Raw genomic sequence first — 23,343 nt, forward strand, 5'->3', positions numbered from 1 at the left:
ATGTATAAAAATTTAACGATTTGTATAATGTATTAAATCCATAATTAGTAAAATTTACAAATAACTATGAGTTAACCTACGGGCAAACTATATCATACGTACTGGGTGTTAGGATGGAAATCTCCCTTGCAATAGGGTACATATCCCTTTTATTTATCATTGGATCATTTATCGCTAAATTAGCGGATAGAATCGGAATTCCAGATATTCCTCTTCTATTAATTGTTGGTTTACTTATTGGCCCAGTATTTGGATTGATATCTCCAATTTATGCCCAGACAATTTTTTCTTTTGTGGGAACTGTTGGTCTTATAATTCTTTTGCTCGTTGGAGCCTTTGAAATGAGATGGATTGTTTTAAAAAGAGTTTTAAAAACAGTTTTAAAACTTGATACAATCGGTCTTGTTATTTCACTTTTAATTTCTGGACTCGTGTTCAGTTTTGTATATGCACTACCGTTTACAAACCCGATTGGATTTATCTACGGTGCAGTAAACTGTGCGACTGATCCTGCAACCCTTATTCCAATATTTTCAAAATCAGATATTGACCCAAAAATTGCAGTTACTTTAGAAGCAGAAAGCGTATTTAACGATCCATTGGGTATCGTTGCAACAACATTAACCCTTTCAGCAATAGGCCTTAGCAAAAGTGCAAATCCAATTCTTGATTTTATTATGTTGGCATTTGGTGGCCTCGCTTTAGGTTATGTTGGAGGAAAAATATTTGAATTTGTAGTTTCAAAAGATGAATTTGGAGAATACATTGCACCACTTGGCGTTGGGGCTGCAATGGCACTATGGTATTTTGGAGAGGAAATTGCCCCCCATTTCCTAGGACATGGATTAAGCGGCTATATGGCAGTTGCCATTATGGGACTTTATATTGGGAACGTGGTAACTAAAAACCCCAAAAATACAAAAGACATGCATAAAATGGCAGAATTTTGTACAGATCTATCGTCACTTACTAGAATTTTAATATTCGTATTTTTAGGTGCGAGCATAAGTTTACCGCTCCTTACGCACTTTGGGTTTTACGGACTCCTTTGTGCAATTGGTTCTGTATTCGTTGCAAGACCAATAGGGGTTTTTATTGCGACCGCAATTCCTCCAGTAAATTCACTAAAAGAGCGAATCTACTTTGCACTTGAAGGTCCAAGAGGGGTAGTTCCTGCAGCACTTGCAGCAATGATATATTCAAATATTATGCACCATCCTAGTGTGATACCTCCTGCGGTAACCCAATATATGCCTCCGGAAATGATTGCAGGTTCAATCCTTGTTGCAACATTCCTTACGATACTCTTAAGCGTTATTGTTGAGGCTTCTTGGGCATACCCCCTTGCAAATAAACTTTTTAAATAATCCGGTGATTTAATGGAGAAACATGGCAATTACAATATTAATAAGATCTGTGTTATAGGATTAGGATATATTGGTCTTCCCACAGCCTCAATGCTTGCAAATCATGGCTACGAAGTTGTCGGTGTTGATGTAAACGAAAAACGAGTAAACCAGATCAAAAACGGCGAATTAAAAATTGAAGAACCCGGACTTTTAACGCTTGTAAAGGGTGCGATAAATTCAAAAAACTTAAATGTTCAGACATCTGCAACAGAAGCGGATGCATTTATCATCTGTGTTCCAACCCCTGCACTGGAAAACGAAGATGGATCTAAAAAGTGTGATTTAACCTACGTGATGGGTGCAGTCCAAAATATCATTCCATTTTTAAAAGAGGGAAACTTAATTGTAATTGAAAGTACAATTCCGCCGGAAATCACTAAAAAAATTTATGAAACTATCGATAAAAAAATATACGTTGCCCACTGCCCAGAAAGAGTTCTTCCAGGAAAAATTTTAAAGGAACTCGTTGAAAACGACCGTATTATTGGTGGAATAAATAAAAAATCTGCGGAAATGGCAAAAGAAATTTACAAATCATTTGTAGAAGGAAAAATATATATTACCGATTCAAACACTGCGGAAATGGTAAAATTAATGGAGAATACCTATAGGGACATAAATATTGCACTTGCAAACGAATTTGCGAAAATTTGTGATGAAATAGGGGTTAACGTATGGGATGCAATAAAAATTGCAAATAAACACCCTCGTGTAAACATATTAAATCCGGGGCCCGGAGTTGGGGGCCACTGCATTAGTATTGACCCGTGGTTTATCGTTGAAAAAACAAATAATGCAAAATTCATACGTGCTGCAAGAGAATTAAACGATAATATGCCTGCATACGTTTGTAAATCTGTGCTTTCTGAATTAAAAAAACATGGCATTAAAAAACCAAAAATATCGGTATTTGGTGCAACTTACAAGGGAAATGTGGAAGATACAAGGGAAAGTCCTTCTAAAAATGTTATTGAAATGCTTTTAAAGAATGGAGTAACAGTTTCCACGTTTGATCCCCATGCAACTTGTTTTGAATATCCATTAAGTACGTTAGATGAATGTATTTCTGGTTCAGACTGTATTGTTGTATTAACTGACCATGATGCATTCAAAAATATTAAAAAAGACGATATTGACGAGATATGTCCAAAACTTAAAAACAAAATCGTATTCGATACGAAAAATATACTTGAACATAATTTATGGAAAAGGGCAGGGTTTACTGTTAAATTGCTTGGTAATGGGGCATGGTGAATAAATGGTAAAAGTAGGAGTAATTCTAGGAACTAGGCCTGAAATAATTAAAATGTCCCCGATAATTCGGGAACTAAAAAATAAAAATTTCTTTTTGATTCATACAAATCAGCATTATTCCAAAAATATGGATAAAGTCTTTTTTAAAGAACTAAACCTTCCAAAACCAGATTATAATCTAAATATTGGTTCTGGTAGTCATGGGGGCCAGACTGGAAAAATGTTGATTGAAATTGAAAAGGTTCTTTTAAAAGAAAAACCTGATTTTATACTTGTTCAAGGAGATACAAACACTGTTTTAGCAGGAGCTCTTGCTGCATCAAAATTATGCATAAAAATCGGGCATATTGAAGCAGGTCTTCGAAGTTTTGATAGAAAAATGCCTGAAGAAACAAACAGGGTTCTTACAGACCATATTTCAGAATTTTTATTTGCACCAACCGAAATTGCTGCAAAAAATATTCTAAATGAAGGAATTTCTAACGAAAAAATCCATATTGTGGGAAATAGTGTTGTAGATGCAACCATTCAAAACTTAGAAATTGCAGAAAACAATGAAAATATTTGTAAATTTTTATCAAAAATAACTGGAAATAAAAAATACTTTTTATTAACACTCCATAGGGCCGAAAACACAGATAACTTCGAAATTTTATCAGACCTTGTAACTTCAATAAATAAATTATCTGAAAACTATGGAAAAAACATTATTTTTCCAATTCATCCAAGAACATATAAAAAATTAAGTGAATTTAATTTAATTGATAAAATTAAAAGTAATTCATTGATAAAAATCATTGAACCTGTTGGATACCTTGAATTTTTAATTTTAGAAAAAAATGCCGAACTTATTGTAACAGACAGCGGCGGACTTCAAGAAGAGGCGTGTATCTTAAATGTTCCTTGTGTAACATTGAGGGAAAATACTGAAAGACCCGAAACAATTCACGTCAATTCAAATATTTTAGCAGGTAGTGACCCTAAAAACATTTTGAATTCAGTTGAAAAAATGTTAAAATCAGATAGATCCTGGAATAACCCATTTGGATGTGGAAATTCCGGAAAACTTATTGTTGATATTGTTTTGGGCGAAAAAAAGTATTAAACTAAAGCTATATTGACAATATGTGTAGTATTTTTATATAGTATGTTATTCATTGTATAAGTGATATTTATTTAACATCCCGCGGTGAGATTATGGCAGAAGAATGCTCTGGAAATTGCGATAGTTGCAGTTCAAGTTCCGACTGTTCAGACACTAAAAAAATGATGGAACAGCAGAATGCACAAATTAGAAACAATATGTCAAAAATTAAGCATAAAATAGCAGTCATGAGTGGTAAAGGTGGAGTTGGGAAATCCACAGTTACCGTAAACCTTGCTGCAACCCTTAAAATGATGGGATACAAAGTCGGAGTTTTGGACGGGGATATTCACGGCCCAAATATTCCACAAATGCTTGGAGTAGGTCAAATTCAACCAATAGCTGATGAAAATGGAATTTACCCAGTATCTACCCCGCAAGGAATTAAAACAATGTCTATTGGCTATTTTTTACCAGATACAAATACTCCAGTGATATGGAGAGGTCCAAAAGCAAGCGGTGCCATCAGACAGTTCTTAAGCGATGTTAATTGGGGAGAACTCGACTTTTTATTAATAGATACTCCTCCAGGATCAGGAGATATTCAAATAACAACCTTACAGGCAATTCCGGACATAGATGGAATTTTAATCGTCACAACCCCTGAAGAAGTTTCAGTATTGGATGCAAGAAAATCAGTATCTACTGCAAATACTCTTGAAATTCCAATAATTGGACTTGTTGAAAACATGGGCGGATTTGTATGTCCAGAATGTGACAAAGTTATCGATATATTCGGAAAAGGCGGCGGTGAAAAAGCTGCGAAAGAATTAAACGTATTTTTCCTTGGAAGAATCCCTCTCGATATTAAAGCAAGAGTTGCATCTGACAGAGGAGTTCCAATGGTTACAATGGACTGTAAAGCGTCAGAAGAATTTAAAAAGGTTGTTGAATCAGTCCTTGAAAGAATTAAAAAAGAATAACTTAAATTTTTTTATTTTTATCCCTGATTTAGGTGTATGTATGCTTCCAAATAAAAAAGCACTCGATTTGATCAAAATTTACATGAAAAAAGAGTTTACTTCGGAAAATTTAAAAGAACTAACTAAAAAATTAATAGAATTAGATTTACTTGTAAAAACAGAGGATGGAACATTCACTGTTAGGTCAGAAGATCCTGAAGAATTGATGCATTCTAGAGTTGGTGCATTAACCGAAGGAATTGAAAAATTTGCAGTTCCTTCAAAAGTTGAAAGTATAAAAAATCCAAAAATTTTGGATCTATGTAGCGGCATGGGATACAATGCAGTTTCCGCACTTCATTACAATATAAATTCTGAAATAGATATGGTGGAATACAGCAAAGAAATGCTTTTTTTATCCCTTGCACTCGATATTCCCATGACTGAACATTTAATAGTGAAAAATGCAATATCTGACTTTTTTAAAGGAAATTTGAATCAAAAAATTAGAATTTTTAACGAAGATGCAAGAATTACACTTTTAAGAAAAGACTTAAAAAAATACGATTGCGTGTTTCATGACGCTTTTTCGCCGGCAAATGACCCCGTATTGTACACCGTTGATTTTTTAAACTTAATTTATACAAATATGGCTGATTCGGGTGTTTTAATATCCTACTCTTCATCAATACCATTTAGAAGTGCACTTATAAATTGCGGATTTATAATTTCTGAAGGGCCGTCAGTTGGAAGAAAAAGGGGCGCCACATTAGCTTACAAAAATCCAACCGAAATCCAAAAAAAGGAAATAAAAAGAATTCCTGAAGCTGATGAGCGATTAATCGCACTATCTGGTGTTGGAGTTCCATTTTACGATAAAAATCTAGATTTAGATTCTTCTGAAATTATTAAAAATAGGGAACTCGATAGGGAAAACTTGAAAAATTTACTTGGAAATAAATGTTATTCGACTACAAAAATTAAAAGCGGAAAAATAGATGAAAAAATTCTGAATATTCAAAAAGAAAATTTAAATTCATCCGAAATTATTAAAAAAATGAAAAAAGTATATCTTGAAAATTAATACTCTTTTGAATAATTTAAAGCTTCATCAATCAAGCTTTGAGCAATATCTGCATCAGAAATTCTTGAGAGTCCTTCCCATGAAGGGCATGCATTTACTTCGATAACTTTCAGTCCTTCGCTGCTTTCAAGAATATCTACACCACCATAAACGAGTCCAACAGCATCTTTTGCAGCAAGAACGATTTCAGTTAATTCGTCAGTTATTTCGCATTTTTCAGGAACTCCATTTTGGCGTATATTTGTAATCCAGTTGTCAGATGTCCGATACATTGCAGAAACTACCTTGTCGCCAACTGCAAATGCCCTAATATCCCGGTAGACATTGTTTGGATTATTTACAAATTCCTGCATGTAAATTACGCCATGACTGCTTTTAAAAGTATTTAGTGCTTTTAATTTAGCAACGGTTGATCTTCCCTTAACTCTTACAAGGCCTTTTCCCTGATTTCCAAAAAGAGGTTTTAAAACAACGTCTTCAAATTTATCAGCTGCGATTAACGCTTTATTTACATCTTCTGCAACGATTGTTTTTGGATGTGGAATTTTGTGAACTTCCATTAAAAACGAGGTTCTGAATTTATTTCCTGCATTTTCAATTCCATCCATCGGGTTTATTATCGGGATGTAATTTTCAAGGTACTTTAACATGTCAAACCTGTGAAACATTTCAACTCCTTCACCGATGTTTCTAACAAAAGCGCATTTTAAATCGAGTATACTTCTATTATTCTGTTCAAATTTAACGTCTGATCCAATAGATGAAATTATTTTTGATGGCTGTATAATAACCGGATCGATATCATTTTTTTCCATTTTAGACTTCAATTCATCGGTTACCCAGTCTCTTTCTTCAGAAATTATTCCCATTCTCATATTAACACCGTAAAAAATTATTAAGGTAATAATGGTAATTTAGAACTCTGAAAACATTTTTTTAAGTTTAACATTTAGTGGCGTTGGGTTGTGGAACGCTCTTGCCATTTGTGCATTAACTCCGTTTTCAGTTAAAAGTTGGACTAATTCATCTTTAAATTCTTTTCCGAAAACGATTGCTGACGTATCCACATTATGTGTCATTTTATACGTTATAATATAATTAACTGCTGCATCGTTGTGCGCGAAACCAAAAATATGATCAACTTCAGCCTTAATTTTAAAACCTTCGTCAATTGGTTGAAAACCGATTCCTTTTAAGTAATGCTTTTCAGGATCCGCAGATTCGATTAATTTCAATGCTGCAGGGTTTGCTGAAACTATGATTTCATGTCCTTTGTTTTTAAGCATGTTCAATAAAAACATGAACGAAGGTATCAAAACTGGGGGCTCAGGACATCCCAAAATTATCATTATTCTCAAAAATACCACCAAATTATATTAAAAGCATATAATTCTATCCATAAAAGATATTAATATTTTCCGATATTTCAAAATCTCAGAATACATCTTGTTCACCGTTTAGTTTATATAATATTATAGTGATAGGATATCAGATACATATGATATTGATATTTATCGATCTAAATTGGAAATAAATAAGAGACTGGTGCTTTAATGGATGGTAACATCGAAATTTCGAATGTAGAATCTGCAATTTTAGGTTTGCTCCTTGAAAAACCAATGTATGGTTATGAAATTGAAAAAATAATCGAAGAACGAAAAATGAGGCAGTGGACAGAAATTGCATTTTCCTCGATATATTATGTTTTAAAAAAATTGGAAGAAAAAGAGCTTGTTGAATGCGAAACTGAAAATAAACACGGAAGAGCTAGAAAAATTTATTTTGCAACAGATTCAGGACAAAAAGCAATGCGTGCAAAAGTAAAAGACCTTATTTCAAATTATGAAAAGATAATATCAGGTTTTGACCTTGGAATGAGCAATTTAGAAATTTTATCAAAAGAAGAAGCGTTGGAATGTTTTGAAAATTATCTATCCTCCGTTGAGGAAATGATAAATCATATAAGCGGTATAAATAAAAGCCTTGAAAACGATTGCCCCAAACATATTTTGGCACTTTCAAATAGATGTTTAGCACATTTAAACGCTGAAAAAGAATTTATTATGGAATTTAAGGATAAATTTAAAGATTAATAATTTAAAAATTTGTGATAGTATGGCATATAAAAGTGAATTTTTAGGAACTGAAGACGTTAAAACACTATTAGTTAAACTGTCAATTCCTGCAATAATTGGAATGCTAATAATGGCACTTTATAACGTAGTCGATGGATTTTTTATCGGCAGATGGGTTGGAACAGCCGCATTTACGGGAATAGCGTTGATATTTCCATTCCAAATGATAATTATGGCATTTGGTGTAACTTTTGGAATTGGTGGATCATCCCTTTTATCAAGAAAACTTGGTGAAGGAGATTTAGACTCTGCAAGAAAAGCTGGAGGAAATTCAATCAGCAGCGTTTTAATTTTATCTGTATTGATAACAATTATCGGAATTATATTCATGGTTCCAATATTAAACATTCTTGGAACTTCTGCCGATATATTCCCTTACGCAAAAGATTACTATGAAATAATACTCTACGGAACAGTATTTAACAGCTATTTGGTTGCTGCAAACAACCTTGTTCGTGCAGAAGGAATGGCTAAAGTTGCAATGTTTGCAATGGTTGTCCCTGCAATAATAAACATAATCCTTGATCCAATTTTAATCATAGTATTTAATATGGGAATAAGTGGTGCAGCAATTGCAACAGTGCTATCTCAAATCATCGGTGTAATTTACATATTAAAACACCAATTTGGAAAAAATACGAGCATTAAATATGCAATGAATGATTTCTTTATCAATATTAAGATTTTAAAAGAAACTGTATTTATAGGAGCTTCTGAATTTGCGAAATTGATTATAAGCAGTATCCTTTTGATCGTTGGAAATAATTTGCTTGGAATATATGGTGGAGATATTGCAATTGCAATTTATGGGGTGATCATGAGAATTGCAATGATTTTACTAATGCCTGTTCTTGGAATCGTACAGGGCTTACAGCCAATTGTTGGATATAACTACGGAAAAGGACAGTTAAATAGAGTCAGTGAATCAATAAAACTTGCTTTAGTTGGAACTACAGGTCTCTGTTTACTCGGATTTACACTTGTAATGATATTCCCTGAAATGTTTATACAGATATTCATAACTGATCCAGAAGTAATCTCACAAGGCGTTTTTGCAACAAGAATATTCTTCATGTTCTCGTTCCTTATCGGTGCTCAAATGACAATAGGTGGATTATACCAATCACTTGGTAAAGCAAAACCTGCATTCATTATTTCTTGCGCAAGACAGACTTTGTTTTTAATGCCTGCCCTGCTTATTCTTCCACTATTCTTTGGATTGAACGGAATATGGTTTTCATTTCCAATAGGGGATTTGTTAGGCTTCACTCTTGCAAGCGGTATTATATATAACGATAGAAAATCATTAAACCTATCTTCTTAAGTTCTTAAAAAATTATTTTAAATTTTTATTTTTAAAAAAAGTATTTGAAAAAATTTTGAAATTTAGAACTACCAAAATTTCAATTTTGAAAGTAGTCCCCTCTTTTCTTCATTCTCTTTAATTTTTTCCTGTGATTTCATGTACTGATTTAATGGAACCCTGAGTACGTGACTTCCGTAGCAAGGTTTTGTAAAAGGAAAAATTACAAAATCATCATCGTAAGCAACTGGAATCGGTGGAAGCCCTATAAGCATGACTCCCTCCAGTAATTCATCTCCCGGGTTAAACTCACGAATATTTTTGTAATTTTTTTTAATATAATCACTACATTCCTTAAATGATCCTTTTAACAAAATTTCGTGATTATAATTATCAATACAGGACATAAAATCACCCAATAAAAAAATTAAAAGTTATTCCATATATATTGCAGGTTTGTAAGGTATTGCAAATTTCTTTTTGCCTTTGACATCCTCACCATTTACAATAACCTCGCAATCGAATTCACTTTCAATAAATGTTTTGGCATTTTCTAGTATTTCTACTTCAGCTATTGCCTTTTTGACACCTATTTTCATTATTTCATTGATTAATTTCATCACTTCTTTTCCGTGTCTTTTAAATTTATCTTCTTTCATGACCATTGGAATAAGTGCTTTTACGTTTTTTTCAGAGTTTTCGTTCATAAATTCAAGGAGATCGTATTTCCAGTCGTCTGCAGTGTATAAATACATTTTTTCAGGGTTGATTTTTGCAACTCCGTTAATATTTCTGATATCTTCCATTGCAGATTTGATAAATTCTTCTCCAAGTTCTAAATCTTCATTAACCATTTCTAATTTAATTTCAGGATACAGTTCTTGTGAAATAAATCCAGCATATCCTAATTTTTCCCAGATTTCTTCACAGAGGTGAGGGGTTACTGGAGAGAGTAATTTCGTCCAGATTTCAACAACTTCTTTTAAAACGTTGTTATTTTCTCCGCCCCTTCTTTTGTACCATCTTAAATCGTTAATGAGTTCATAAAACATCAAACCAATTTTTCTAAGCTGGAATTCTTCGTATGCAGTTTCAGCACCATTTATTGAACTATAGGTTTTGTGTAAAAGCCATTTATCAATTAAAGATAATTCTTTTTCAGTTTTTTCTTCTTCCATGACGGATACTGCAAGTTCATACAATTTTATTAAATTATCTCTTGCTTTTTCCATTTCTTTGAATTTAACGTCTGCATCTTGCGGAAGTTCAGCACATGTTGTGATGTAAAACCTTGCAACGTCTGCACCAAAGTTTTCTGCAACTTCTGAAACTGGTAAAACCGGACCTTTTGATTTTGAAAGTTTTTTACCCTCAATTGTAACATATCCGTTTATTTCAATTCCTCTTGGCCAGTGTTCTCTTCCAAATAGTGCAACGTGGTTGAATATCATGAATGTGAGGTGATTTGGAATTAAATCTTTTGCAGAACATCTCCAGTCAAGCGGATAGTAATATAAGAACTCTTTTCTCATTTCTTCAATCGTTTCTTTTGAAATATTTGAATTTTTAGTTATTTCTTCAACATTTCCATTTCCAAGATATACATACTCGAATAATTCTGGAATAAGCTGTTCGGGAGTTAATCCCTCATTTATAAATCTTGCAATCGTGTAATATGCCATGTAAATTGTACTATCAGACAGTGATTCGATAATCCAGTTTTCGTCAAACGGCAGTATTGTTCCAAGCCCTTTTTTCCTTGCACAGGCTTTATCCTTCATCCAATCGACTTTGTTGTGGAATTCCTGCCTTATGTTTTCAGGTGCAAAGTTCATATTGTCAATACATTCGTGTGCAAGTTTCTTCCAGTTTTCGTCAGAATAGTTAATAAACCACTGTCCTTTCACGGTTTTTATAATACACTTTTCACCGCACCTGCAAACAACTTTCTGCTCTGAAAATTCGTACATTATTTCTGCAATGTTTGAATTTAGGTAATCTTTTGTTAATTTTTCTTTAATGTCTTTTACAGAGATTCCTGCGTATTCTCCGCAGTTTTCATTTAATTTTCCCTTGTGGAATTCGTCCTTATAGATTTTACTCGTTGCTTGCTCGAGTAATTCATCATCATTTTGGTCTTTAACTCCCAATTTTTCCACAATTTCTTTTGCAGGGTATTTATCGTATCCTTCAATTTCGATCAATGGAATAAGGCCCACTTCTTCGATTTTTCCAAGATCCCTTAAAGCAACGTAGTCGTATGGAGCGTGTGCTGGAACACTCATTACCCATCCCGTTCCAATTCCCATTTCAACAAAATCTGCTGGTAGAAGAGGAACTTCTTTTTTAGTAACAGGATTTTTGATTTTTAAACCAAGTAATTCGTTTCCTTTGATTTCTTTTAAAATTTCAATTTTTCTATCTTGTTCTTTTAATTTATCTGCACATTCTTTTCCAACAATCCAGATTCCGTTGTATTTTAACTCAACGTCTTCACCATCTAATTTTTGGATTTCATCGTGTACTTTAGCCATTACATAAATTTCATTTGGATTAACCCAAGCATTAGTTACACCAAAAAGTGTTTCAGGCCTTAAAGTTGCCATTGGCATTATTATTTCTTTTCCGTCAAATTCAGAAGTAAATTTGATTAAGCTGTATTCTACAGTTGTTGATTCTTCACCGTGGAGTAAATCGTGGTCTTCTACAGGGTTTTCACATTTAGGGCAGTACCTTACAGGGTGTGATCCTTTTGTAATGTGCCCCATTTCTTTTAATTTATAAAACTGCCATTCTATGAATTTACTGAAAACTTTATCGTCAGTTTTAAAGTTTCTTCTCCAGTCGAGTGAAAATCCCATTCTTTTAAAGGCTTCTGTTGCTTTTTTTGAAAAGCATTCAACTATTGCCTCAGGAGTTTTCAATTTTAAGAGTTCGTCCATTGGAATGTTGTGTAAATTGTTGTAAGCCCAGATAATATCTTCTTTTCTATCTTTGATCTGGTTTGCAAGTCCCAAAATTGGAGTTCCTGTAACGTGGAATCCAAAGGTCCAGAGCACGTTTTTATTTTTCATCCTCTGGTATCTTGCAATTGTTTCTGGAATTGTAAATGTTCTTAAGTGTCCTGCATGAAGTACCCCATTAAGGTATGGAAATGCAGCAGTTATGAAAAATTTGTCCCTTAAATCGTGTTCAGCTTCAAAAATTTTAGCTTCCGTCCATTTTTTCTGCCATTTATCCATTATTTGAATTAAATCAACAGATTTATGTCCTGTTCCCTCGTTTACTCCATTTTGATCCATGTTTTTCACTCTTTTGTCTTAAAATATATCTTCCATATTCTGTACAAACATTAACAACATTTTTAGAAATAAAATTAAATATTTATCAAATACTCTTCAATCTAGCAATATTTTCACAAATTATATAAATATATTTTATAAATAGTCTGTCATGTTAGATGTATATGCATGAAATACTTATGTAAGTTATTTTACTGCTTATTTTATATTAAAAATATTAAAACACGTCAATTATTATTTACGGTGAAAAAATGGAATTTTCTGAATGGTATAGCGACATACTAGAAAAAGCCGGAATTTACGACTTAAGATACCCTATAAAAGGATGCGGGGTTTATTTGCCATATGGTTTTAAAATCAGAAGATATTCCTTTGAAATCTTAAGAAAATTACTCGATGAAACAAATCACGATGAAACACTCTTTCCAATGTTAATCCCTGAAAATTTACTTGCAAAAGAAGGAGAACACATCAAAGGATTTGAAGATGAAGTTTTCTGGGTAACTCATGGTGGAAAAACTCCATTGGAAGTAAAACTTGCTTTAAGGCCCACTTCTGAAACTACAATGTACTACATGATGAAACAATGGATTAAAGTACACACTGACCTTCCAATGAAACTGTACCAAGTTGTAAACACATTCAGATACGAAACGAAACATACAAGGCCATTAATCAGATTAAGAGAAATAATGAGCTTTAAAGAAGCACACACCGCTCATGCAACAAAAGAAGATTGCGATGCCCAAATTACAGAAGCATTAAATCTCTACGGGGAATTCTTTGACGAAATCTGTGTACCGTATATTATTTCTAAAAGGCCAGAATGGGATAAATTCCCAGGAGCGGACTACACAATGGCATTTGATACCATCTACCCCGATGGAAAAACAATGCAGATTGGAACTGTTCACAATCTTGGCCAGAACTTTGCAAAAACTTTCGAACTTGAATTTGAAACGCCAGATGGCGAAAAAGATTTCGTGTACCAAACATGCTACGGAATTTCTGATAGGGCGATTGCATCATTAATTTCAGTCCACGGAGACGAAAAAGGTCTTGTAATCCCTGTAGATGTTGCACCAATCCAAATTGTTCTCATTCCGTTATTATTCAAAGGAAAAGAAGAAATTGTAATGGACAAAATTAAAGAATTAAACAATACTTTAAAATCAGAATTTAGAGTACATCTTGATGATAGAGATATTAGGCCAGGAAGAAAATACAACGACTGGGAAATAAAAGGAGTTCCATTGAGAATCGAACTTGGACCAAGAGATATCGAAAACGGACAAGCTTTAATCGTTAGAAGAGACACTGGCGAAAAAATAACCGTTGAATATTCAAATATTTTAGAAGAAGTTGAAAAAATAGTTTCAATGTACAAAGAAAACTTAAAAATTAAAGCTGATGAAAAAATTAAAAATTTCTTAACAGTTGTTAACTTTGAAAGCGATGTAAATGCACTTTCAGAAAAAGTTAAAGCTGCACTTTTAGAGAACAAGGGAATAATACTCATTCCATTTGATGAATCAGTGTACAACGAAGAATTTGAAGAATTGATCGATGCATCAGTTTTAGGTCAGACTGCCTATGAAGGAAAAGACTATATTTCAGTTGCCAGAACATACTAATAATTTTCAAAATTCAAGCCAAATTTCTTTTATTTTTTAAAATCGATGAGTATATAAAGCATTTATTATAAATTGATTTATATTAAGTGGTGATAAGATGATATCCAACAGCGAATACCATAAAGAGTATATGAAAGGAACGACCACCGTAGGATTACTTTGTAAGGATGGCGTCGTTTTAGCTACTGATAAAAGGGCTACAATGGGCAATCTTATCGCGGATAAAGAAGCGAAAAAGTTATATAAGATTGATGACTACATAGCAATGACTATAGCTGGAAGTGTTGGGGATGCTCAGTCACTCATCAGGATCATTTCTGCAGAAGCAAAAATTCACAAGATGAGAACTGGAAACAATATGACTCCGCTTTCATGCACTACATTAATAAGTAACGTCTTGCATGGTAACAGACATTACCCTCTTTTAACACAATTAATACTCGGTGGATATGACCTGATTAACGGAGCTAAACTGTTTTCACTCGATCCAGTTGGGGGCATTAATGAAGAATCTTCATTCACTGCCACAGGATCAGGCTCACCTACTGCTTACGGAGTACTCGAAGCAGAATACCGATCTGATGTCACAATTGACAAGGGATTATTAGTTGCCGTAAAAGCTCTCTCGTCTGCTATGCAAAGAGATGCATACTCTGGAAATGGTATTTCCTTAGCTCATATCAATAAAGATGGAGTAAAATTATACTCGGACGCAGAAATTGAGGGTTTTTTGAAAAAAATCAACAAAAAAAGATAAATTACAAAAATATATTACCTTAACATATACTATTGAAAAGTATTCTTTTCAAATTTTTTTTAAGATTTAACACAAATTAATCAATTTTATAGGCGTTTCTAAAATTTAAACAGACATATTAATAGGAGGGACTATTTTGTCAGCTGAAGATATATTAAACGAGATAAAGGCGGCGGTTATAAACAAAGCCCCAGGAAATGCGGTTATTACTGACGTCGAATTTGAAGGTTCAGAAGTAGTTATCTATGCAAAAAACCCAGAACTTTTTTCAAACAATCTTATCAAAGAATTTGCAAGAGATTTTAGAAAAAGACTTGCAATTAGACCGGATCCATCTGTTTTAGTCGAACCTGATATCGCGAAAGATAAAATTTTAAAAATAGTTCCAGAAGATGCTGAAATTACAAACTGTATTTTCGATGCAAACACAGGTGAAGTAATTATCGAATCTAAAAAACCTGGACTTGTAATTGGAAAAGAAGGCTCAACTCTTGAAGATATTAAAAAAGCAATTCAATGGGCCCCAAAACCAGTTAGAACCCCCCCAATTCCATCAGATACCATTAAAGCGATTAGAGCTACAATGTATCGAGAAAGAGCGGATGTAAAAGATATTTTAAGAAGAATTGGAAGAAGAATCCACAGAGACGTAAGACTTAGAGATGATTCATGGATTAGAACTTCATTTTTGGGTGGAAGTAGGGAAGTTGGAAGAACCTGTCTTTACCACCAGACTCCTGAAAGCAGGATTTTAGTTGATTGCGGTATTAACATTGCTGTTGATGATGAAAAAGCATTCCCACATTTTGATGCACCGGAATTTTCAATCGAAGAAATAGATGCAGTTGTAGTAACTCACGCACACCTTGACCACTGTGGATTTATTCCAGGATTATTCAGATACGGTTACGATGGGCCAGTTTACTGTACAAAACCTACAAGAGATTTAATGACCCTTTTACAGAAAGATTATGTAGACATTACTGAAAAAGAAGGTAAAAATGTTCCATATTCGTCAAAAGATATTAAAAACTGTATCAAACATACAATACCTCTTGATTACGGAGTTACTACAGACATTGCACCTGCAATCAAATTGACACTCCACAATGCAGGGCACATTTTGGGTTCAGCAATTGCACACTGCCACGTTGGTGAAGGATTATATAACGTTGCATACACAGGAGACATTAAATTTGAAGCATCAAGATTGTTAGAACCTGCAGTATGCCAGTTCCCACGACTTGAAACTTTGATTATTGAATCTACTTACGGAGGATACGATGACGTACTTCCAGAAAGAGATGAAACAGAAAAAGAATTCCTAAGAGTAATTGCTGAAACCATTGCAAGAAAAGGAAAAGTAATAATTCCAGTATTCGGTATCGGAAGAGCTCAAGAATTGATGCTTGTTTTAGAAGAAGGATACAATCAGGGAATGTTTAATGCTCCAGTATATTTAGATGGGATGATCTGGGAAGCAACTGCAATACACACCGCATATCCAGAATATCTCTCTAAAAATATGAGAAATAGAATTTTCCACGAAGGAGACAACCCATTCCTTTCAGAAGTATTTAAAAAAGTTAAAAATACAAACGATAGAAGAAACATTATCGACAGTGACGAACCAAGTATTATTTTAACAACTTCTGGTATGCTTAGCGGTGGACCGAGTGTTGAATACTTTAAAAATCTCGCAGATAACGAGAAAAACGCAATTGTATTTGTAGGTTACCAATCCGAAGGAACATTGGGTAGAAAAATCCAGAAAGGATTTAAAGAAATCCCATTGATGGGTAAAAACGGAAGAAGTAAAGCGGTTAAAGTAAACCTGTCAGTCCATACATTGGAAGGATTTTCGGGCCACAGTGACAGAAAACAGCTCATAAAATACCTTAGAAAATTAAAACCGATCCCTGACCGCATATTAACAGTTCACGGGGAAGTTTCAAAATGTATCGACCTTGCAAGTACTGCATACAAATTATTTAAGAAAGAAACAAAAGCTCCAATGAATCTCGATTCAATAAGATTGAGATAATTACTATTTATTTTTTTTAATTTCGAATCATTGATATACCCCTTTTTCCAAAAAATTATATGGGAATAAAGGGGTGGTATAATGAACTATTTTAAAATATTCGCTATTTTTTTAGTTTTGATTATTCCTGCATCTGCAAGCAATGTCGTACTTGTAAGTGACACGGTTTCAGACTGTGCGAGTGCAAATATTATTCCAACGATTAACGATTCATATATTGTTATAAATACATCGTGGGGAGTTTATGATGACGATGTGCTTGATCAGATCCTAAATGAATACCCTCAAAACGTGATTATTGTTGGTGGAACTGTAGCAGTTCCTTCGGAATATGATACACAATTAGAAGAAACAGGAATAAATGTCGAAAGAATATATGGTATTGATAGATATCAAACAAATAAAAACGTAATTTTAAAATTTAAAGATCAGATCCAAAATAGAAATATATGGATAGTTTATGGGGATGATGATAGGCCAGAATTTTGTAATACTGGACGAAATATCGTAATTTTATCAAATGGTACTGCATTATCTTTTGATGATGAGGATTTAGAAGATTTTGAGCCAGGAAGAGTTACAATTATGGAAAATCCATTATTTAATTCAAACAATGTAATGGCGTGACTTCAAAATCAAGGATTTTACGTAAGTACGCAATCAATGCCTCAAAGCGTGTTGAATAGAACCGTTTACAGAAAAATGGAACAGATACAACTCCAAATTGAAACTATGGAGCAGCTTGGAATAAACTGTACTCCACTTCGGAATGATTTAACTTCGATAAATAATTCAATAAGATACCAAAACCTAGAACAGGCCTATGCTGGAGAAATAGTTCTTGAGAGAAATATCTTAAGTTACAAACACCAAAACCGTCAGGCTTACTGGAATGGACCTAAACTCAAATATAATCCTAAAAATAATAGTCCTAACTATAACAATTAAATAATTTAATATATAATAAACAATAATACTTTTTTATTGCCTTTAAAACTTTTAGAGGGATTATTATGGACATTTTTAAGAAATTAGCACTATTAATGATCGTATTAATGCCAGTTTCATTTGCAAGCGACGTTATATTGGTTAGCGACAATTTTGCAGATAAACTTGTAGCTCAAACTATTGCCGATGAACTCGATGGATTCGTACTTATTGAGTCACCATGGGGAAATTTCAGCAATGATACATTAAATGAAATATTAAATCAAACTCCCAAAAATGTAGTAATAATTGGTGGGCTGGTAGCAGTTCCTGAAAATTATACCGATGCACTAGAAAATGAAAATATTACTGTTGAAAGAATCAACGGTTCCGATAGATATGAAACAAACAACTTAACAATAAACCGGTTTAAAGACCTATTTGTTAACAAAACAATTTTAATCGTTTATACTGAAGGCGAAAACGACACATATGGAAATATCACAAACGTAACCTTCGTATTAACCGATGGTGAAAACATATCAGTTAGTGAAGAAGATATGCAAAAAATGTCTGACAACATTACTGTTTTAGAAGATGCTGCATACAACTACAGCGGACTTTTAAAAAGACTTCAAAACCATGGATTCCAAGTAAGTACTGCTTCGATGCCTGGAAATGTTTTAAAAGCAAAAATCGAAAGAAGAATGAATACTATTCAGACGACGCTTCAAGCGTTAGAACAGAATGGAATCAATATCTCAGAAATTGATACAAAATATGGTGCATTGAATGAAGCATACAATGGCGGAAATTACAATTATGCATACGCTCTTGCAATCCAATTGGAAGACGATTTAAAAGCTAAACAGTACAAAACTACAGGCAATACAAAAATCGAAAAAACCGTTAAAGTGAAAACAAATAACGTTAAACCTTCGAATGATGATTCTGATGACGACGAAGAAGAAATAGAATATGAAAATGAAACTGAAGAAGATGATATCAACGAAACTTCAGAATAACGTTTGTGAAAAATAATAATCAAATTTACTTTTTTCAGTTACTTTTTTTAAATCCGTTTCACAATATTATACACATTGGTGAAATGATGAAAATGCAAATTTTAGTTCTAAGTTTATTATTCATTTCAATTTTAACGGTTTATGCATGGGACGACTGCCCATTTGGAGTTACGGATTCATCTTGTGAGTTTCCAGGGGCATGTGGAAGATACATAGATACAAATAATAATCAGATATGTGACCATTCTGAACCGGCACCCGAAAATCTAAAAGAAACAGTTTCAAATTCTGAAAATATAAGCTATGATGAGCTAGTTGAAACTTATGTTTCAATGTCTGGAAAAGAATTAAAAACATATACTATTAAAGAAATTTGCGATTATTATGGCATATCTACTGAATCTTTGAAAAATAAACTTAATATTGATGTAGACGACAGCATTACAATTGATCAAGTCCGTTCAACCTATGGTTTCGCAGTTATAGACATAAAATACGCAATATATGACTGCATGGTTGAAGAAGGCATCGTAAATACCACTACAGAATATACCATTTCAGAAGGAAACAAGTCATTTTCAGAGAAAATAATTGATTTTTTATTTACCTGGATTGATTTGAGAAGTTTTTGGTGAATTAAATGAAAATTAGTTTCCAATTAATAAGAAATCTGATTAAAACATCCTTTTTAGGATTTTTTTTAGCAACTAATAATTTTTGTCTCTGTATTGTAGGTTATGTTCAAAAATTCCTCTTAAAAATTAATTTAAACGAAATTACACCACAACTGATCGTAATTCCTGCAATTGCAGTTGTATTTGGAAGATTATTCTGCGGATTTATATGCCCCTTTGGAATAATCTTTGAATGGACATACAAACTAAGAATGAAAATAAATAACTCAAAAATACTCCCAAAAGTAAATCCAAAAATCCATGAAAAATTGATTTATTTAAAATATATTCTCTTGATAATTGGACTTTATTTAACTTTCAAATATGGATCTTACGTTATTTGCACAGTATGTCCAATAGGATCATTTGTTGGACTAAGTGGGACAGTGATTTCATTTATATTGCTTGGATTATTATTAATTGGTGGATATTTTATACCGATGTTTTTTTGTAGGTATTTCTGCCCGATTGGAGCATTTCTTGGAATTTTTTCAGCAAAACCGGTTTTTAAAATAAAATCCAATGATAAATGCAATAAATGCAGGCTTTGTGAGATGAAATGTCCAATGCAAATTGATATACTTGATAATATGGATGAAAAAGAATGTATCAGATGTTTCCAGTGCGTAACAGCTTGTAAAAAAGGCGGATTAAACTACGGAAAATAATTTTTACATATTATTTTTTTTAATTTCAAAATAAAAAAATAGAAAAAAGATTTACGATTTTTTTAATTTATCCAATGTATACAAATCTTGCTGCAAAGACGATTGCAAGTAAATACACGATTGGGTGTACTTCTTTTCCACGTCCCGCAATTAATTTAATTAATGGGTAGAAAATAAACCCTAGTTGAAGTCCTGTTGCAATACTGTACGTTAATGGGATCGTAATCAATGCAATAAATGCAGGAACTGATTCTGTAATATCATCTAAATCAATTCTTTTTATTGCAGAAATCATTAAAGCTCCAACAATCACCAGTGCAGGTGCTGTCGCGTATGCCGGAATTGATGCAACAAATGGTGAGAAGAATATCGAAAGCACAAACAGTGCAGCCACCACAACTGAAACAAATCCTGTTCTTCCCCCAAGTCCGATACCTGAAGCTGATTCAATGTAGCTTGTAACTGTCGAAGTACCTAAAGCTGCCCCAACAGCAGTTGCAACTGAATCGGACATTAATGCTTTTTCTGCTTTTGGCAGTTTTCCATCTTTCATGTATCCTGCCTGTGAACTCAGTGCACTTAATGTTCCAAGTGTATCAAATAAATCCACAAAAAAGAATGCCAAAATTATGTTTATAAGACCAAAGTTAAGAGCCCCCATAACATCCATTTGCATCAGAGTTGGTGCTAAGGAAGGAGGCATTGAAACTAAACCTGCAGGAAGTGCTGAAACACCAAGTCCCATACCGATTACTGCTGTTAAGATAATGCCCCAGAGAATTGCACCTGTTACTTTTCTGGCCATCATTGCAGCAGTTGCAAATAAACCAAAGAGTGCCAAAAATGTTGCAGGTGAAAGCACGTTTCCAAGGCCCACCAATGTAGATTCATTTGCAACAATAACTCCTGCGGATTTTAAACCAATAAATGCAATAAATAACCCGATACCAACTGCAGTACCGTATTTTAAAGAATCAGGTATTGCATCAAATATCCAGGTTCTAATTTTGGTTAATGTTAACAAAATAAATAAAATACCAGAAATAAAAACAGCGCCAAGAGCAGTTTGCCAGCTTAGGCCCATGCCCATAACCACCCCAAATGTAAAGAATGCGTTTAAACCCATTCCCGGTGCAAGTGCAAACGGATATTTAGCATAAACACCCATTATAAAAGTACCAAGTGCAGCGGAGATACATGTTGCAACCATAACTGCCCCAAAGTCCATTCCCGCTAGACTCAAGATCGACGGATTTACAAATATAATGTACGCCAGGGTCATAAAAGTTGTAACTCCAGCCATGGTCTCTACTTTGAAGTTTGTGTTATGTTCTTCAAACCCAAAGTACCTAGCCAAAAAATTTGCCATAACTTCACCCCAATTTATTAATATATAATATAAGCAACTATAATGATATAAAGATTACATTTTAATCATATAATTTAGAAATTTAGTGATAATGATGTTTAAGAGAGAAGAAATCATTGAAATGGCCAATAAGGACTTTGAAAAGGCATGGATCGAAACTAAAGACCTTATAAAAGCTAAAAAGGTAAACGAAAGTTACCCAAGAATAAAACCAGCTTTTGGAAAAACACATCCTGTAAATGACACTATTGAAAATTTAAGACAGGCATATCTTAGGATGGGTTTTGAAGAATACATAAATCCCGTAATTGTAGATGAAAGAGATATTTATAAACAGTTCGGCCCTGAAGCAATGGCAGTTTTAGATAGATGCTTTTATTTAGCAGGCCTTCCAAGACCTGACGTTGGTTTGAGCGATGAAAAAATTTCCCAAATTGAAAAACTTGGAATTAAAGTTTCTGAACACAAAGAAAGTTTACAGAAAATACTTCACGGATACAAAAAAGGAACTCTTGATGGTGACGATTTGGTTTTAGAAATTTCAAATGCACTTGAAATTTCAAGCGAGATGGGTTTAAAAATTTTAGAAGAAGTTTTCCCAGAATTTAAGGATTTGACCGCAGTTTCTTCAAAATTAACTTTGAGAAGCCATATGACTTCAGGATGGTTCCTTACTGTTTCAGACCTCATGAACAAAAAACCCCTTCCATTTAAACTCTTTTCGATTGATAGATGTTTTAGAAGAGAGCAGAAAGAAGATAAAAGCCACTTAATGACATACCACTCTGCATCCTGTGCAATCGCAGGTGAAGGCGTTGATATTAACGACGGAAAAGCAATCGCAGAAGGCTTATTATCACAGTTTGGCTTTACAAACTTTAAATTCATTCCTGATGAAAAGAAAAGTAAATACTACACCCCTGAAACACAGACTGAAGTCTACGCATACCACCCAAAATTAAAAGAATGGCTCGAAGTTGCTACATTTGGAGTATATTCACCAGTTGCATTAAGCAAATACGGAATAGATGTTCCAGTCATGAATTTGGGACTTGGTGTTGAAAGACTTGCAATGATTTCTGGAAACTTTGCAGATGTTCGAGAAATGGTATATCCGCAGTTTTACGAACACAAACTTAGTGACAGGGCTGTTGCTTCAATGGTAAAACTTGATAAAGTTCCAGTAATGGATGAAATTTACGATTTAACAAAAGAATTAATTGATTCATGCGTTAAAAACAAAGATTTAAAGTCACCTTGTGAATTAACTATTGAAAAAACATTTTCGTTTGGAAAAACCAAGAAAAATGTAAAAATAAACATTTTCGAAAAAGAAGAAGGTAAAAATTTACTCGGACCTTCAATTTTAAACGAAATCTACGTTTACGATGGAAATGTAATCGGAATTCCTGAAAGCTTTGATGGAGTAAAAGAAGAATTTAAGGACTTTTTGGAAAAAGGAAAAGCAGAAGGTGTTCCAACAGGCATTCGATATATCGATGCACTTTGCTTTAAAATTACTTCAAAATTAGAAGAAGCGTTTGTGTCAAACACTACTGAATTCAAAGTTAAAGTTCCAATTGTTAGAAGTTTAAGCGACATTAACTTAAAAATCGATGATATCGCATTAAAGCAGATCATGAGTAAAACTAAAGTAATTGACGTGAGAGGCCCTGTCTTTTTAAATGTCGAAGTAAAAATTGAATAATTAA

Annotated in this window: 21 protein-coding genes; 16 read left to right on the forward strand and 5 right to left on the reverse strand. The window is 33.4% G+C overall.

Features of this window, described 5'->3' with window-relative positions; all coding sequences use genetic code 11:
• Nucleotides 1-113: 113 nt before the first annotated feature.
• The 5 genes from MMARC5_RS04390 (at nt 114) to MMARC5_RS04410 (ending at nt 5,793) form a co-directional block, all read left to right on the forward strand.
• On the forward strand, nt 114-1,367 hold the full coding sequence (locus tag MMARC5_RS04390) for a cation:proton antiporter (protein WP_011868631.1): 1,254 nt from the start codon (nt 114-116) through the stop codon (nt 1,365-1,367).
• Nucleotides 1,368-1,379: 12 nt separating this feature from the next.
• Nucleotides 1,380-2,663 (forward strand): nucleotide sugar dehydrogenase, encoded by a 1,284-nt coding sequence (locus MMARC5_RS04395; RefSeq protein ID WP_011868632.1) that lies wholly within the window; start codon nt 1,380-1,382, stop codon nt 2,661-2,663.
• Nucleotides 2,664-2,667: 4 nt separating this feature from the next.
• Complete coding sequence (wecB, locus tag MMARC5_RS04400) at nt 2,668-3,768, forward strand: non-hydrolyzing UDP-N-acetylglucosamine 2-epimerase (RefSeq protein WP_011868633.1); 1,101 nt, start codon at nt 2,668-2,670, stop codon at nt 3,766-3,768.
• Between the two features lie 92 nt (nt 3,769-3,860).
• Nucleotides 3,861-4,730, forward strand: a complete 870-nt coding sequence (locus MMARC5_RS04405; RefSeq protein ID WP_011868634.1) for an Mrp/NBP35 family ATP-binding protein — start codon at nt 3,861-3,863, stop codon at nt 4,728-4,730.
• 40 nt (nt 4,731-4,770) lie between these two features.
• Entirely contained in the window at nt 4,771-5,793 is a 1,023-nt protein-coding gene (locus MMARC5_RS04410; RefSeq protein ID WP_011868635.1) for an MnmC family methyltransferase, read from the forward strand.
• On the opposite strand, the gene mptN is transcribed toward MMARC5_RS04410, so the two are convergent.
• Both mptN and MMARC5_RS04420 read right to left on the reverse strand, forming a co-directional pair.
• Nucleotides 5,790-6,668 carry a tetrahydromethanopterin:alpha-L-glutamate ligase gene (mptN, locus tag MMARC5_RS04415; protein WP_011868636.1) on the reverse strand — a complete coding sequence of 293 codons (879 nt, stop codon included), beginning with the start codon at nt 6,666-6,668 and terminating at the stop codon, nt 5,790-5,792. The two genes, MMARC5_RS04410 and mptN, sit on opposite strands and share 4 nt — an antisense overlap.
• Before the next feature lie 39 nt (nt 6,669-6,707).
• Complete coding sequence (locus MMARC5_RS04420; RefSeq protein ID WP_011868637.1) at nt 6,708-7,151, reverse strand: DUF1890 domain-containing protein; 444 nt, start codon at nt 7,149-7,151, stop codon at nt 6,708-6,710.
• Nucleotides 7,152-7,346: 195 nt separating this feature from the next.
• Between MMARC5_RS04420 and MMARC5_RS04425 the strand changes: the two genes are divergently transcribed.
• Both MMARC5_RS04425 and MMARC5_RS04430 read left to right on the forward strand, forming a co-directional pair.
• Nucleotides 7,347-7,886, forward strand: a complete 540-nt coding sequence (locus MMARC5_RS04425) for a PadR family transcriptional regulator (RefSeq protein ID WP_011868638.1) — start codon at nt 7,347-7,349, stop codon at nt 7,884-7,886.
• A 22-nt stretch (nt 7,887-7,908) separates the two neighbouring features.
• Entirely contained in the window at nt 7,909-9,252 is a 1,344-nt protein-coding gene (locus MMARC5_RS04430) for an MATE family efflux transporter (RefSeq protein WP_011868639.1), read from the forward strand.
• Nucleotides 9,253-9,320: 68 nt separating this feature from the next.
• On the opposite strand, the gene MMARC5_RS04435 is transcribed toward MMARC5_RS04430, so the two are convergent.
• Both MMARC5_RS04435 and leuS read right to left on the reverse strand, forming a co-directional pair.
• Complete coding sequence (locus MMARC5_RS04435; RefSeq protein WP_011868640.1) at nt 9,321-9,638, reverse strand: DUF1894 domain-containing protein; 318 nt, start codon at nt 9,636-9,638, stop codon at nt 9,321-9,323.
• A gap of 27 nt (nt 9,639-9,665) precedes the next feature.
• A complete protein-coding gene (gene leuS, locus MMARC5_RS04440; RefSeq protein WP_011868641.1) occupies nt 9,666-12,533 on the reverse strand; it encodes a leucine--tRNA ligase in 2,868 nt (955 codons plus the stop codon).
• A gap of 251 nt (nt 12,534-12,784) precedes the next feature.
• Between leuS and proS the strand changes: the two genes are divergently transcribed.
• The 8 genes from proS (at nt 12,785) to MMARC5_RS04475 (ending at nt 20,262) form a co-directional block, all read left to right on the forward strand.
• Nucleotides 12,785-14,167: a proline--tRNA ligase gene (gene proS / locus MMARC5_RS04445; RefSeq protein WP_011868642.1), complete on the forward strand. Its 1,383-nt coding sequence runs from the start codon at nt 12,785-12,787 to the stop codon at nt 14,165-14,167.
• Between the two features lie 97 nt (nt 14,168-14,264).
• Entirely contained in the window at nt 14,265-14,924 is a 660-nt protein-coding gene (gene psmB / locus MMARC5_RS04450; RefSeq protein WP_011868643.1) for an archaeal proteasome endopeptidase complex subunit beta, read from the forward strand.
• 136 nt (nt 14,925-15,060) lie between these two features.
• A complete protein-coding gene (locus MMARC5_RS04455; protein ID WP_011868644.1) occupies nt 15,061-16,968 on the forward strand; it encodes a beta-CASP ribonuclease aCPSF1 in 1,908 nt (635 codons plus the stop codon).
• An 81-nt stretch (nt 16,969-17,049) separates the two neighbouring features.
• Nucleotides 17,050-17,595: a cell wall-binding repeat-containing protein gene (locus MMARC5_RS09850; RefSeq protein WP_231288466.1), complete on the forward strand. Its 546-nt coding sequence runs from the start codon at nt 17,050-17,052 to the stop codon at nt 17,593-17,595.
• Nucleotides 17,596-17,631: 36 nt separating this feature from the next.
• Nucleotides 17,632-17,916: a hypothetical protein gene (locus MMARC5_RS09855; RefSeq protein ID WP_231288467.1), complete on the forward strand. Its 285-nt coding sequence runs from the start codon at nt 17,632-17,634 to the stop codon at nt 17,914-17,916.
• Nucleotides 17,917-17,981: 65 nt separating this feature from the next.
• Nucleotides 17,982-18,920 (forward strand): cell wall-binding repeat-containing protein, encoded by a 939-nt coding sequence (locus tag MMARC5_RS04465; protein WP_011868645.1) that lies wholly within the window; start codon nt 17,982-17,984, stop codon nt 18,918-18,920.
• Between the two features lie 86 nt (nt 18,921-19,006).
• Entirely contained in the window at nt 19,007-19,555 is a 549-nt protein-coding gene (locus MMARC5_RS04470; protein WP_011868646.1) for a hypothetical protein, read from the forward strand.
• Between the two features lie 5 nt (nt 19,556-19,560).
• Entirely contained in the window at nt 19,561-20,262 is a 702-nt protein-coding gene (locus tag MMARC5_RS04475; RefSeq protein WP_011868647.1) for a 4Fe-4S binding protein, read from the forward strand.
• Nucleotides 20,263-20,329: 67 nt separating this feature from the next.
• Here MMARC5_RS04475 and MMARC5_RS04480 read toward each other — a convergent pair whose 3' ends face one another.
• Nucleotides 20,330-21,631 carry an NCS2 family permease gene (locus tag MMARC5_RS04480; RefSeq protein WP_011868648.1) on the reverse strand — a complete coding sequence of 434 codons (1,302 nt, stop codon included), beginning with the start codon at nt 21,629-21,631 and terminating at the stop codon, nt 20,330-20,332.
• A gap of 94 nt (nt 21,632-21,725) precedes the next feature.
• Between MMARC5_RS04480 and sepS the strand changes: the two genes are divergently transcribed.
• Nucleotides 21,726-23,339: an O-phosphoserine--tRNA ligase gene (sepS, locus tag MMARC5_RS04485; protein WP_011868649.1), complete on the forward strand. Its 1,614-nt coding sequence runs from the start codon at nt 21,726-21,728 to the stop codon at nt 23,337-23,339.
• The last annotated feature ends 4 nt before the right edge of the window (nt 23,340-23,343 follow it).

Source organism: Methanococcus maripaludis C5, from assembly GCF_000016125.1.
Lineage (GTDB): Archaea > AGJL01 > Methanococci > Methanococcales > Methanococcaceae > Methanococcus > Methanococcus maripaludis_D.

What these genes read in the sequence shown, in the direction of transcription:
- MMARC5_RS04430 (WP_011868639.1), top strand. Translation starts at nt 7,909, where the DNA reads ATGGCATATAAAAGTGAATTTTTAGGAACTGAAGACGTTAAAACACTA.
- proS (WP_011868642.1), top strand. Translation starts at nt 12,785, where the DNA reads ATGGAATTTTCTGAATGGTATAGCGACATACTAGAAAAAGCCGGAATT.
- MMARC5_RS09855 (WP_231288467.1), top strand. Translation starts at nt 17,632, where the DNA reads ATGCCTCAAAGCGTGTTGAATAGAACCGTTTACAGAAAAATGGAACAG.
- MMARC5_RS04410 (WP_011868635.1), top strand. Translation starts at nt 4,771, where the DNA reads ATGCTTCCAAATAAAAAAGCACTCGATTTGATCAAAATTTACATGAAA.
- MMARC5_RS04425 (WP_011868638.1), top strand. Translation starts at nt 7,347, where the DNA reads ATGGATGGTAACATCGAAATTTCGAATGTAGAATCTGCAATTTTAGGT.
- leuS (WP_011868641.1), bottom strand. Translation starts at nt 12,533, where the DNA reads ATGGATCAAAATGGAGTAAACGAGGGAACAGGACATAAATCTGTTGAT.
- MMARC5_RS09850 (WP_231288466.1), top strand. Translation starts at nt 17,050, where the DNA reads ATGAACTATTTTAAAATATTCGCTATTTTTTTAGTTTTGATTATTCCT.
- MMARC5_RS04480 (WP_011868648.1), bottom strand. Translation starts at nt 21,631, where the DNA reads ATGGCAAATTTTTTGGCTAGGTACTTTGGGTTTGAAGAACATAACACA.
- MMARC5_RS04465 (WP_011868645.1), top strand. Translation starts at nt 17,982, where the DNA reads ATGGACATTTTTAAGAAATTAGCACTATTAATGATCGTATTAATGCCA.
- MMARC5_RS04405 (WP_011868634.1), top strand. Translation starts at nt 3,861, where the DNA reads ATGGCAGAAGAATGCTCTGGAAATTGCGATAGTTGCAGTTCAAGTTCC.
- MMARC5_RS04395 (WP_011868632.1), top strand. Translation starts at nt 1,380, where the DNA reads ATGGAGAAACATGGCAATTACAATATTAATAAGATCTGTGTTATAGGA.
- sepS (WP_011868649.1), top strand. Translation starts at nt 21,726, where the DNA reads ATGTTTAAGAGAGAAGAAATCATTGAAATGGCCAATAAGGACTTTGAA.
- psmB (WP_011868643.1), top strand. Translation starts at nt 14,265, where the DNA reads ATGATATCCAACAGCGAATACCATAAAGAGTATATGAAAGGAACGACC.
- mptN (WP_011868636.1), bottom strand. Translation starts at nt 6,668, where the DNA reads ATGAGAATGGGAATAATTTCTGAAGAAAGAGACTGGGTAACCGATGAA.
- wecB (WP_011868633.1), top strand. Translation starts at nt 2,668, where the DNA reads ATGGTAAAAGTAGGAGTAATTCTAGGAACTAGGCCTGAAATAATTAAA.
- MMARC5_RS04390 (WP_011868631.1), top strand. Translation starts at nt 114, where the DNA reads ATGGAAATCTCCCTTGCAATAGGGTACATATCCCTTTTATTTATCATT.
- MMARC5_RS04435 (WP_011868640.1), bottom strand. Translation starts at nt 9,638, where the DNA reads ATGTCCTGTATTGATAATTATAATCACGAAATTTTGTTAAAAGGATCA.
- MMARC5_RS04475 (WP_011868647.1), top strand. Translation starts at nt 19,561, where the DNA reads ATGAAAATTAGTTTCCAATTAATAAGAAATCTGATTAAAACATCCTTT.
- MMARC5_RS04470 (WP_011868646.1), top strand. Translation starts at nt 19,007, where the DNA reads ATGAAAATGCAAATTTTAGTTCTAAGTTTATTATTCATTTCAATTTTA.